9 protein-coding genes are annotated in these 11,829 nt (G+C 66.8%); 4 read left to right on the forward strand and 5 right to left on the reverse strand.

Annotation, left to right across the window (positions count from 1 at the left end):
* Positions 1-139 precede the first annotated feature (139 nt).
* Positions 140-988, forward strand: a complete 849-nt coding sequence (gene nadE, locus OHZ10_RS32585) for an ammonia-dependent NAD(+) synthetase (protein ID WP_256087153.1) — start codon at positions 140-142, stop codon at positions 986-988.
* Positions 989-1,061: 73 nt separating this feature from the next.
* On the opposite strand, the gene OHZ10_RS32590 is transcribed toward nadE, so the two are convergent.
* From OHZ10_RS32590 to OHZ10_RS32600, 3 genes are all read right to left on the reverse strand, one after another.
* Positions 1,062-2,738 (reverse strand): S10 family peptidase, encoded by a 1,677-nt coding sequence (locus tag OHZ10_RS32590; protein WP_174994205.1) that lies wholly within the window; start codon positions 2,736-2,738, stop codon positions 1,062-1,064.
* Positions 2,739-2,811: 73 nt separating this feature from the next.
* Positions 2,812-4,404, reverse strand: coding sequence for a S53 family peptidase (locus OHZ10_RS32595; protein ID WP_059238916.1), 1,593 nt, complete (start codon positions 4,402-4,404; stop codon positions 2,812-2,814).
* Between the two features lie 258 nt (positions 4,405-4,662).
* Positions 4,663-5,289, reverse strand: a complete 627-nt coding sequence (locus OHZ10_RS32600; protein WP_059238914.1) for a LysE family translocator — start codon at positions 5,287-5,289, stop codon at positions 4,663-4,665.
* Between the two features lie 134 nt (positions 5,290-5,423).
* Here OHZ10_RS32600 and OHZ10_RS32605 point away from each other — a divergent pair, with 134 nt between their 5' ends.
* Positions 5,424-5,888, forward strand: a complete 465-nt coding sequence (locus OHZ10_RS32605; RefSeq protein ID WP_059238912.1) for an Lrp/AsnC family transcriptional regulator — start codon at positions 5,424-5,426, stop codon at positions 5,886-5,888.
* 65 nt (positions 5,889-5,953) lie between these two features.
* Here the strand turns inward: OHZ10_RS32605 and OHZ10_RS32610 are convergent, their stop codons facing one another.
* Complete coding sequence (locus OHZ10_RS32610) at positions 5,954-6,865, reverse strand: LysR family transcriptional regulator (protein ID WP_059240900.1); 912 nt, start codon at positions 6,863-6,865, stop codon at positions 5,954-5,956.
* 139 nt (positions 6,866-7,004) lie between these two features.
* Between OHZ10_RS32610 and speB the strand changes: the two genes are divergently transcribed.
* Both speB and OHZ10_RS32620 read left to right on the forward strand, forming a co-directional pair.
* Positions 7,005-7,961 (forward strand): agmatinase, encoded by a 957-nt coding sequence (speB, locus tag OHZ10_RS32615; protein ID WP_059238910.1) that lies wholly within the window; start codon positions 7,005-7,007, stop codon positions 7,959-7,961.
* A gap of 54 nt (positions 7,962-8,015) precedes the next feature.
* Positions 8,016-9,341, forward strand: a complete 1,326-nt coding sequence (locus OHZ10_RS32620) for an MFS transporter (protein WP_174994206.1) — start codon at positions 8,016-8,018, stop codon at positions 9,339-9,341.
* 97 nt (positions 9,342-9,438) lie between these two features.
* Here the strand turns inward: OHZ10_RS32620 and metE are convergent, their stop codons facing one another.
* Positions 9,439-11,733 (reverse strand): 5-methyltetrahydropteroyltriglutamate--homocysteine S-methyltransferase, encoded by a 2,295-nt coding sequence (metE, locus tag OHZ10_RS32625; RefSeq protein ID WP_342705393.1) that lies wholly within the window; start codon positions 11,731-11,733, stop codon positions 9,439-9,441.
* Positions 11,734-11,829: the final 96 nt, after the last annotated feature.

Consider the following 11,829-nt stretch of genomic DNA (forward strand, 5'->3'; position numbering starts at 1 on the left):
CCCGGCGCACCGTGCACCACGGCGATGCAGCGCGTCTCGTCGAAGCAACGCGAAACCGCCGGAACGCATGCCCGGCGCGGCGGCGCGCCACGATTGCGCTTATGATGGGCGCCTTGCATTTCGTTCCGGAACTTCCTTCATGACATCCGCCGATTACGCCAGCCGCCAACGCGCGATCATTGCCGAACTGAACGTCGCCCCGCACTTCGACGCCGAGGCCGAGATCGCCCGCCGCGTCGAGTTCCTCGCGCAATACCTGCGTTCGACCGGCCTGCGGACCTATGTGCTCGGCATCAGCGGCGGCGTCGATTCGTCGACTGCCGGCCGGCTCGCGCAACTGTCGGTCGAGCGCCTGCGCGCCGACGGCTACGATGCGCGCTTCATCGCGATGCGCTTGCCGAACGGCGTGCAGAACGACGAAGCCGACGCGCAGCGCGCGCTCGCGTTCGTCCGTGCGGACGAGGTGCTGACGGTCGACGTGAAGCCGGCCGCCGATGCGATGCTCGGCTCGCTGGCCGCAGCCGGCCACGTATTCGACACCCCCGCGCAGCAGGATTTCGTGCACGGCAACATCAAGGCGCGGGAGCGCATGATCGCGCAGTACGCGGTGGCCGGCGCGCAGCGCGGCATCGTGATCGGCACCGATCACGCCGCTGAATCGCTGATGGGTTTCTTCACGAAGTTCGGCGACGGCGGCGCGGACATCCTGCCGCTCGCGGGCCTGAACAAGCGTCGCGTGCGCGCGGTCGCGCGTGCGCTCGGCGGCGAGGAACTGATCGTGATGAAGGTGCCGACGGCCGACCTCGAGGAACTGCGCCCGCTGCGCCCCGACGAGCACGCGTACGGCGTGAGCTACGACGAGATCGACGATTTCCTCGAAGGCAAGCCGGTCAGCGACCACGTGTACGAAACGGTGCTGCGCTTCTACGACGGCTCGCGCCACAAGCGCGCGCTGCCGTACACGATGTTCGACTGGCCGGCCGCGTAAGCCGGCCACTGCCGCTGAAATACCGCCGCGCGAGCCGTCTCGGCTGCGCGCGGCACACCGACGGCGGGCAACGCTATGCGTGCCCGCCCGTCTTCTTCGCCTGCAATGCGCGAATCCTCATCCGCGCGCCCGTATCGCTGACCGTCGCGTCGTACATCGTCGCGAGATCGCGCTTGAGCGCGGTACGCGAACCGCCGTCGAGATACACCATGTGCCCCGACGGATAGAAACGCGCGGACAGGTTCTGCCGCACCTTCTGATCCTCGAGCGGCATCTGCTGCAGGTCGATCACGGTCTGGTAGAACGGCGTGACGAAATCGTAGAAGCCGTTCGCCGACAGCACCTTCAGGTCGACGTTCAGCGCCATCACCGCGGCGAGATCGCCGGCCGTGTAGAGAATCACGTTCCCCTGCGCATCGATGCCCTGCTGCGCGCCGGTCGGGTCGATATGGCTGAAATCCCAGTTCTGGAACGCCTGGTCGTTCAGGTCGGTGAACGCGGAATTCGACGTGAACTTCAGCTGCTCGTTCAGGTAGCTGTTCCACATCGCCGTATAGACGCCCGTCACGGCCGTCATCGTCGGATCGTTGCCGCCCGAGTTCGGGTCGATCTTGCCGGCGATACCCGACGAGATCCCGGTCACGCGGCCGTCGTACGAGCCGAGCGCGAGCCCCTGCGCATGCAGCAGCGTCGTCAGGAACAGCGAATTGCCGCGCGCGTCGTAGCCCGCGATGTTGAGGCTCCACGACTGCAGCGTCGCCGGGTCGATGCCCGTGTACTGCGACAGTTTCTGCACGGCGGCCGGGTCCGCATGCGGCACCGTGCGCAACGCGTTCAGGTAGTCGGTGCGCGAGAACTGCGCGACTTCCTCGACGAACGCGCCGAGATCGGCCGGCGCCGGCGTGACGCCGAGCTTCTTGTGGTACCACGCGTCGGCCGCGGCGGTCGGCAACGCGCCGACCGGGTTGCCGGCCTGCCGGTAGTCGAGGATCGACGACTGCAGCGTGACGCCGTTCAGGTCGACCCCGTCCTCGTGCAGCTTGTACGCGAGCACGCAGCTGCGCGCGGTGCCGTACGATTCGCCGAACAGGTATTTCGGCGAATTCCAGCGGTTGTTCTTGGTCAGGTAGCGCTTGATGAACTGCTTCAGCGAATCCGCATCCTGGTCGACGCCCCAGAAGTTGCGGTTCTTGTTCGGCGCGACGGCCGCCGAATAGCCGGTGCCGACCGGGTTGATGAACACGAGATCGCTGTGGTCGATCATGCTGTCCGGGTTGTCTTCCATCTGGTATGGCGCGGGCGGCGTGAAACCCGGCATCGACGTCTTGATGCGCTTCGGCGCGAACGAGCCGAGCAGCACGAACACCGACGACGAACCGGGGCCGCCGTTGTAGAAGAACGTCACCGGGCGCGTTTCTTCCTTCGCGCCGTCGGCCGTGAACGCGACGTAGAAGATCTTCGCGGCCGGTTGCGAACTGCTCGGGTCGACCGTCACGAGGTGGCCGGCCGTCGCCGTGTACGCGAGGCGCTTGCCGTCGATCAGGATCGTGTGATGCGTGATCGCGGCCGACTCGGTCGTGTCGGTCACCGAATCGTCGGGACCGTTGCCGTATGCCACCGGATCGAAGAACGGCTGGTCGCGGCCGTGGCTCAGCGCGACCGGGTTGATGGTCGGCGGCACGCCATGTGAATTGTGGTCGCCGTGATGCAGCGGATACACGCCGCCGGAAGATGCGGAATCGATGCCCATCGTGCTGCTCCTGGAGGTGAAAAAAGACGCGGGCAGGACACCCGCGTCGAACGGAAAGGCGTATGTCCGCGCGTCAGCTCGACGGCTTGCGCGCGAGGATCGTGGCGAGCTGCGCGCCGTTCGGGCTGCCGAGACCCGTGCACGCGTCCCAGCCCGACGCAGCCGCATAGGTGCCGTTCGATCCTTTCGTGATGTCGCGCAACGCGCCCGGATTCTTGTACAGCACCGGATTGACCCAACCGGCCGATGCGCCGGCCGCCGCATTGATCCGCGCGATCAGCGCGGCCCACAGCGGCGCAACCGCGCTCGTGCCGCCCATCACGGTAGCCGTGCCGGCGACCGATACCTCGTAGCCCGTCTGCGGCGACGCATCGCCGGCCACATCGGGTACGCCGCGTTTCGCGAGCGGCGTGCGGCTGCCGTCGGCGAGCGTGACCGCGAGCCCCTGCTGCCACGCCGGCACGTCGAACAGCGTGCTGACACCGCCGCCGCCCGCGCCGCCGCCGGCCGCCTCGTCGTTCCACGTGACCTCGCTGCGGATGCCCTGCCCCGGCAGCGCGTCGAGCTGCGTGCCGCCGCAGCCGAGCACGTACGGGCTCGACGCGGGGAAGTCGACGTGATCGGCGCCGTCCTGCAGCCCGTCGCCCGACCCGCTGTCGCCCGACGCCGCGCATACGGTGATGCCCTGCGCGGCGGCCGCCTGCAGCACGCGGTTGAACGCCTGCGCCGACTGCGCCTGCCACGTCGCTTCCGGGCCGCCCCAGCTGATCGAGATCACCGACGGCTTGTTGGTCGTGTCGCTGACGGCCGCATTGACGGCCTGGATGAAGCCCGCGTCGCTGTTCGACGCGAAGTAGACGGCGATCTTCGCGGCCGGCGCGATCGCACCGGCGATCTCGATGTCGAGCGCGACTTCGCCGTCCGGGCCGTTCGGGTCGCCGGTCGGCGTGTTGCGACCGGTGCCGACGTTCACGTCGACGAGCGTCGGCGGCGTCGTGATCCCGAGCCCGTGGAAATACTGCTGGATATCGGCCGCGCGATAGCCGCCGCCGAGTTCGACGATCGCGATGCATTGGCCGGCGCCGTCGCCGGCCGGAAAGCCGTACAGCGACGCCAGCTGGACCGGTGTGAACGTGACGCCTGCCGCGCCGCCGCGCGCGGGCCGGAATGGCGGACGCAGCCGGAAATGCGGCCGCGCCTGCGGGCGGCTGTCGAGGCCGAGCACGGCCGTGACGGCGTCGCCGAGATCGTCGGGTAGCGCGATCGGGCCCGAGCGGCCGCGATACTGGCCGATCGACCGATGCTCGAAACGCTCGAGCGTGACGCCGAATGCGGCCTCGAACTGCTTGATCGTGCCCGACAGCACGACGACGCTCTCGACCGGATCGACGCGATCGACCGCGAGCTGGTGATGGCGCGCGAAGTCCTCGGTCTTGCGGATGTCGTCGGGATTGGCGGAGAAACGCTGCGCGAACGCTTCGCGCGACAGCGGTTTCGCCTGTGTGTCGCCTGTGGCGAGCTGGTGGACCAACGTATCGAGTTGCCCTTCTTCCTGCCGCCGCAACATGATCGTGACGTGGATGCGTTCTGCCGGATCGCACGGGCCGAGGCACTTGGACTCGGCGACGATTCGGGGTTCACGGTCGGCGTGAAGATGCCTTGCCATGTTCAGACCCTCCTTGGTACCGCGTTGCACGGAACAGCCAGGAAATCGGACATAGCCGGCGGAAGTCGGTTCCGTTCGGTCAGTCGGTTCGCGATTGCGCGAAGTTAAGGGAAGTTTAGAACAGTCAGACGATTTGCGCGCACGCCCTTCTGCAGCAAGGGATGCGCGTGAAGGCCGGCATTGCACGCGGCCTGCGGCGACCGGCGCCTCGTTGCCGCGCGGCTGCAGACCGGCGCGGCAACGGTACGGCGACCGCGTTCAGTCCATTGAAAGGCGCAGCGCGAACCCGATCAGCGCCGCCGAAAACGTCCAGCGCTGCACGGTCTGTGCGAGCGGATGCGCGCGCATCCACGCCGCGATGCGCGACGCGCCGAACACGCACGCGAGGTCGAAGCACACGCCGGCCGCGACCAGCAGCGCGCCGAGCTCGAACATCTGCCAGACGACCGGCCCTGCCTCGGGCCGCACGAACTGCGGCAGCAGCACCGAGCAGAACAGCAGCGCCTTCGGGTTCAGCAGGTTCGTCAGCAACCCCTTCACGAACGACTGGCGCAACTCGCCGGCCGTTGCCGCCGCGTCGCTGTCGCCGAGCGCGAACACCGGCGAGCGGAACACCTGGATCGCGACATACGCGAGATAGAGCGCGCCGCCGTAGCGGATCACCTCGTACAGCCACGGCGCGCTGCGGATCAGCGCCGCGACACCGCAGGCCGACAACGTCACGTGCGCGGTGCGCGCGAGCGACAGCCCGGCCGCCGCCGCCATGCCCGGCCGCACGCCACGGCCGATGCTGGTCTGCAGCACGAGCGCCATGTCAGGCCCCGGCACCGCATAGATGGCCGCCAGCGCGGCGAGATAAATCAACAGCAAATGCGTGGAAATCATGGTCTGCCCCCGTCCTTCAATGACGATATGTTGCCGCTGAAGGAGGAGGGATTATTGGCCATCTTTGGCTCTGGATTGGCGATCCGTAGGGGAATCCGCCACAATCACGGAATTGAAACAAGGATTCCGCCAACATGACCGAGCTCGACAAAACCGACCGCGCGATCCTCGCTGCGGTGCAGCGCGACGGCCGCCTGCCGATCGCGCGGCTCGCCGAATCCGTCGGCCTGTCCGAGACGCCTTGCGCGCGGCGCCTCAAGCGGCTCGAAAGCGACGGCTACATCGAACGCTACCGCGCGCAACTGTCGCGGCAGGCGCTCGGCTTCGGCGTCGTCGCGTTCGTGCTCGTGCGGTTCGCGACGCACGACCGCAAGGTCGCCGACCGGTTCGAACGGGAAGTGCTCGGCATCGAGCGGATCCTCGCGTGCCACAACGTCGCCGGCACGGCCGACTACCTGCTGCAGGTGGTCGCGCGCGACCTCGACGACTACGGCACGTTCCTGCGCGACTCGCTGCGGATGCTGCCGGGCGTGACGTCGATCGAATCGGCGCTGTCGCTGCGCGAGGTGAAGCACGACGCGGGCTTGCCGGTGCCGTGAGGTGCGGCGGGCCGGCAAGCCGCGCCAGCGCGTAACGCTTGTTCACTTTGCCGGCCGTGCCGGCGTCAGGCGACGTCGGGTGACTGGTGCGCGCGCTCGAGATCCTCGAGAAACGCTTCCACCAGCGGATTCCCGCGCCCGTTGCGCGCGACGACCATGTGGAACGTCACGTCGTAGCGCAGTTCGTCCGGGTTGAGCGGCGCGAGCAATCCCTGCGCGACGTACGGCGCCGCGAAGTGCTGCGGCAGGTAGCCGAGGTGGTGGCCGGACAGGATCAGCAGCGCGACGGCTTCCATGTTGTCGGCCGTCGCGGTCACGCGGTCGGGCGTCGTCGACAGCTGCGCCTCCGGCAGCGGATACGAGCGCCACGCCCATTCGAAGCCCGCGACGTCGGCCGGCGTCAGCATGCCGGCGCCGTCGAACAGCGGATGGCCGCGCCCGCAGTACGCGACCTGGCGCTCGATGAACAGCGGCGTGTAATGCAGCGACGGCACGCGGTGCCAGAAGTAGCCGACCGCGATCTGGATTTCGTCGCTCAGCAGCTTCTCCTCCAGATCGCCCGGCGCGCGCACCGAAATCGAGAAGCGCACGGCTTCGTCGCGCGTGCGGAACGCGGCGATCGCCTCGGCGATCCGCGCATTCTGGCTCACCGGCGTATGGCCGATCAGGCCGATATTCAACGTGCCGACCAGTTGGCGGTCCATATGCCGCGCGGCCATCCCGAATTCGTCGAGCGCCGCGAGCAGTTTGCGGCTCATCGCATGGAACCGTTCGCCCTTCGGCGTAAGCCGGAAGCCGCTGCGGCCGCGCTCGCACAGCCGGTAGCCAAGCCGCGTCTCCAGCGACGACAGCTGCGCGCTGATCGTCGACTGCCCGACGTTCAGCACGGCCTGCGCGGCCGATACACCGCCCGCGTCCGTGACCGCGAGAAACACGCGGATCAACCGCAGATCGAGGGTCGACAGATTCCCCAGCACGTTCATCCCCTTCCATACATCGATGAAAATCGATGTTTACGTCGATATCTTCGCATTCTTCTTTCCCGACGGAGCGCGTAAAACTGTGCGCCAAGCCGCGTCGCATGATACGGCAACCCCACATCGGAAGAGACAGCCCATGAACGACCACCCCCATTTCCAGCCGCTCGGCGGCAATGAAATGCCGCGCTGCGGCGGCATCGCGACGATGATGCGCCTGCCGCACGTGGCGAGCGCCGAAGGCCTCGACGCCTGCTTCGTCGGCGTGCCGTTCGATCTCGGCACGTCCAACCGCACCGGCGCACGCTTCGGCCCGCGCCAGATCCGCACGGAATCCGTGCTGCTGCGCCCGTACAACATGGCCACGCGCGCCGCGCCGTTCGATTCGCTGCAGATCGCCGACATCGGCGACGTCGCGATCAACCCGTACAACCTGCACGATTCGATCTCGCGCATCGAAGCCGCGTACGACGCGATCCTCGAGCATGACTGCAAGCCGATCACGCTCGGCGGCGACCATACGATCGCGCTGCCGATCCTGCGCGCGATCCACCGCAAGCACGGCAAGGTTGCATTGATCCACGTCGATGCACACGCCGACGTGAACGACACGATGATGGGCGAAAAGATCGCGCACGGCACGCCGTTCCGCCGCGCGGTCGAGGAAGGCCTGCTGCACGGCGACAAGGTCACGCAGATCGGCCTGCGCGGCACCGGCTACGCCGCCGAGGATTTCGACTGGTGCCGCGAGCAGGGCTTCCGCGTCGTCCAGGCCGAGGAATGCTGGAACAAGTCGCTGGCGCCGCTGATGGAAGAAGTGCGCGCACGCGTCGGCGACACGCCCGTCTACATCAGCTTCGACATCGACGGCATCGATCCGGCCTACGCACCGGGCACCGGCACGCCGGAAATCGCGGGCCTCACGGTGCCGCAGGCGCTCGAGATCATCCGCGGCGCGAAGGGGTTGAACATCGTCGGCTGCGATCTCGTCGAAGTCGCGCCGCCGTACGATCCGTTCGGCACCACGGCGCTGCTCGGCGCGAACCTCGCGTACGAGTTGCTGTGCGTGCTGCCGGGCGTCGCGTACCGCGACTGATCCCGGCACCCACACTATTCCAAATCAAAGGATTCCAGAGGAGCACACATCAAGATGGGGACTTCCGTCAAGCAACCGAAGCGGGCGGCGCTCGCTTCGTTCGTCGGCACCACGATCGAGTGGTACGACTTCTATAGCTACGCGACCGCCGCCGCCATCGTGTTCGGGCCGCTGTTCTTTCCCGGCGAAAACCGCTTCATCAGCCTGCTCGCGTCGTTCGGTTCGTTCGCGGTCGGTTTCTTCGCGCGGCCGCTCGGCGGCGTGATGTTCGGCTATCTCGGCGACCGCTTCGGCCGCAAGCGTTCGCTGCTTGCGACGCTGATGCTGATGGCCGTGTCGACCGTCGCGATCGGCCTGCTGCCGACCCATGCGCAAGCCGGCGTGATCGCACCGATCCTGCTCGTGCTGATGCGCGTGCTGCAAGGTATCGCGGTCGGCGGCGAATGGGGCGGCGCGGTGCTGCTCGCCGGCGAGCATGCACCGGAAGGCAAGCGCACGTTCTTCGCGTCGTTCGCGCAGCTCGGCAGCGCGAGCGGCCTGATCCTGTCGATGCTCGCGTTCGGCGCGATCAGCACGCTGTCGAAGGACGACATGATGAGCTGGGGCTGGCGCGTGCCGTTCCTCGCAAGTTCCGTACTGCTGATCGTTGGCTTCGTGATCCGTGCGAGCGTGTCCGAGTCGCCCGAGTTCGAGGAAGTCCGGAAGAGCGGCAACATCGCGCAAAAGCCGCTGCGCGAAGCGCTCAAGTACTGGCCGCTGCTGCTGCTCGCGATCGGCGCGAACGTGTACGGCATCGCCGGCGTGTATTTCAGCAACATCTTCATGATCAGCTATGCGACGCAGTTCCTGTCGCTCGACCGGTCGATGGTGCTGCATTGCATGACGATCGTCGCCGTGTTGCAGTTCGTCGTGCAACTCGCGGCCGCGTTCCTCGCGCAGCGCTTCGGCACCACGCGCGTGCTGCTGATCACCGGCGCATGGGCCGCGATCGTCCCGTTCCTGATGCTGCCGCTCGTGCACATGGGCACGCCCGTGTCGATCACGGTCGGCGTCGGCCTCGCGACGCTCGCGGAATCGGGTTACTACTCGGTCGTCGCGGGTTTCGTGAGCGGCATCTTCGTCGCACGCATCCGCTATACGGCGATCTCGATCGCATACCAGGTGTGCGGCGCGCTCGCCGGCGGCCTCACGCCGCTGGTGGCGACCATCATCGCGCAGAACACCGCGCCGCAATGGTGGCCGCTCGCGATCCAGTACATGAGTGCGGCCGTGCTGTCATCGCTGTGCGTGTGGCTGATCTCGCGCCGCGTCAGCATCGACGATGTCGGCGCGCCCCGCAAGCAGGACGACGCGCTGCCGCGCGCCGCACGCACCGCGTAACGCACGTGCACGCGTGACGCAAAACGGCCCGCTTCTGCGGGCCGTTTTTTTGCCGTCCGATTTTCGATCGCGACGGCGGCGCACAACGTGCGTCAGGTTATTGCACCTGGCTGCGCAATGTCTTCGCCGCAGCGACCATGTTCGTCAGCGCCGGAATCACTTCCGCCCACTGGCGCGTCTTCAGGCCGCAATCCGGATTCACCCACAGGCGTTCCGCCGGAATCCGTTCGGCCGCCTTCTTCATCAGGCCGACGATGTGCGCCTGCGTCGGGATGTTCGGAGAATGGATGTCGTACACGCCCGGCCCGATTTCGTTCGGATACTTGAAGTTGTCGAACGCGTCGAGCAACTCCATGTCCGAACGCGACGTCTCGATCGTGATCACGTCCGCATCCATGTCCGCGATCGACACGATGATGTCGTTGAACTCCGAATAGCACATGTGCGTGTGGATCTGCGTCTCGTCCTGCACGCCGTTCGCGGTGATGCGGAACGACTCGACCGCCCACTTCAGGTACTCGCCCCATTGCACGCGGCGCAGCGGCAACCCTTCGCGCAGCGCGGCCTCGTCGATCTGGATCACGCGCACGCCCGCCTTCTCGAGATCGAGCACTTCCTCGCGGATCGCGAGCGCGAGCTGGTAGCACGACACCGAGCGCGGCTGGTCGTCGCGCACGAACGACCAGTTCAGGATCGTCACGGGGCCGGTCAGCATGCCCTTCATCGGCTTGGTCGTCAGCGACTGCGCGTACGCGATCCATTCGACCGTCATGGCCTTCGGGCGGCTGATGTCGCCGAACAGGATCGGCGGCTTCACGCAGCGCGAACCGTACGACTGCACCCAGCCGAACTGGCTGAATGCGTAGCCGTCGAGCTGCTCGCCGAAGTATTCGACCATGTCGTTGCGCTCGGCTTCGCCGTGCACGAGCACGTCGAGTTCGAGCGCTTCCTGCTCGCGGACGCTGCGTTCGATCTCGGCCTGCATCGCCGTGCGGTAGCCGGCCTCGTCCAGCGCGCCGGCCTTGAACTGGCTGCGCGCCTGGCGGATTTCGGCGGTCTGCGGGAACGAACCGATCGTCGTCGTCGGGAAGGCCGGCAGGTTCAGTCGTGCCGACTGCTTCGACGCACGTTGCGTGTACGGGCTCACGCGGTTGCCGAGCTGCGCGTCGATGCGCGCAATCGCGGCCTTCACCGCCGGGTTGTTCACGCGCGGCGAGCGGCGGCGCGAATCGATCGCGGCGGCATTCGCGGCGAGCGAATCGGCCACCTTGTCGCGGCCTTCGTTCAGCGCGGTCGCGAGCACCGTCAGTTCGTCGAGTTTCTGCAGCGCGAACGCAAGCCACGAGCGGATTTCCGCATCGAGCTTCTCCTCGCTCGCGAAATCGACCGGCACGTGCAGCAGCGAGCACGACGGCGCGAGCCACAGGCGATCGCCGAGCTGCTGAGCGAGCGGTTCGAGCCAGTCGAGCGTCGCGTTCAGGTCCGTCTTCCAGATGTTGCGGCCGTTGATCGCGCCCACCGACAGCACGCGCTCGGGCGGCAGTTCACGTACCAGTGCGTCGATTTCGTCGCGTGCGTTGATCGCGTCGACATGCAGGCCGTCGACCGGCAACGAGGCAGCGAGCGTCAGGTTGTCCTGAAGCTGGCCGAAGTAGGTGGCGAGCAACACCTTGATGCGGCGCGTTTCCAGCGCGGCATACGCGGTACGGAACGCCTGGCGCCATTCGGCATCGAGCTCGGCCACGAGAATCGGTTCGTCGATCTGCACCCATTCGACGCCCTGCGCGGTCAGCGTGTCGAGCAGCGCGCCGTACACGGGCAGCAGCTTCGGCAGCAGCGCGAGCCGATCGGATTCGTCCTTCGCCTTGCCGAGCCACAGGTATGTGACGGGGCCGAGGATCACCGGCTTCGCGTTCACGCCCTGCGCGTTTGCCTCGGCCAGTTGCTGCAGCAGGCGCGACGGGTCGAGCGAGAAGTTCGTGTCCGCGTGGAACTCCGGCACGATGTAGTGATAGTTCGTGTCGAACCACTTCGTCATTTCACCGGCCGCGACACCGCCGCAGCATGCGGCGTGTTCTTCCGCCGACTGCGCCGAGCGGCCGCGCGCGACGCGGAAATAGTTGTCGAGCGCATCGCCGTGGAAGTCCTGCACGCGCTTCGGCAGGTTACCGAGCGTGAAGCTCATGTCGAGCACCTGGTCGTAGAACGCGAAGTCGCCGATCGGCGCGAGATCGAGATCGCGCTGGTCGTGCCAGTGGCGCTGACGCAGCTCGGTGCCGAGCGCCTTCAGCGCGTCGCGCGACGACTCGCCCTTCCAGTAGCGCTCGAGACCGAACTTGAGTTCGCGCTTCGCGCCGATGCGCGGAAAACCGAGGTTGTGTGTCGTAACCATGAAGCTGCCGTCCAGAGAAAAATTGAAGATCCGGCAGTCATCATAGGGATTTCAAACCATGAAATAAAATGGCATTATTTCATTTATCCATTAAAA

Source organism: Burkholderia arboris (genome assembly GCF_038723655.1).
Lineage (GTDB): Bacteria > Pseudomonadota > Gammaproteobacteria > Burkholderiales > Burkholderiaceae > Burkholderia > Burkholderia arboris.

What these genes read in the sequence shown, in the direction of transcription:
- OHZ10_RS32595 (WP_059238916.1), bottom strand. Translation starts at nt 4,404, where the DNA reads ATGGCAAGGCATCTTCACGCCGACCGTGAACCCCGAATCGTCGCCGAG.
- OHZ10_RS32605 (WP_059238912.1), top strand. Translation starts at nt 5,424, where the DNA reads ATGACCGAGCTCGACAAAACCGACCGCGCGATCCTCGCTGCGGTGCAG.
- OHZ10_RS32590 (WP_174994205.1), bottom strand. Translation starts at nt 2,738, where the DNA reads ATGGGCATCGATTCCGCATCTTCCGGCGGCGTGTATCCGCTGCATCAC.
- speB (WP_059238910.1), top strand. Translation starts at nt 7,005, where the DNA reads ATGAACGACCACCCCCATTTCCAGCCGCTCGGCGGCAATGAAATGCCG.
- nadE (WP_256087153.1), top strand. Translation starts at nt 140, where the DNA reads ATGACATCCGCCGATTACGCCAGCCGCCAACGCGCGATCATTGCCGAA.
- OHZ10_RS32600 (WP_059238914.1), bottom strand. Translation starts at nt 5,289, where the DNA reads ATGATTTCCACGCATTTGCTGTTGATTTATCTCGCCGCGCTGGCGGCC.
- metE (WP_342705393.1), bottom strand. Translation starts at nt 11,733, where the DNA reads ATGGTTACGACACACAACCTCGGTTTTCCGCGCATCGGCGCGAAGCGC.
- OHZ10_RS32620 (WP_174994206.1), top strand. Translation starts at nt 8,016, where the DNA reads ATGGGGACTTCCGTCAAGCAACCGAAGCGGGCGGCGCTCGCTTCGTTC.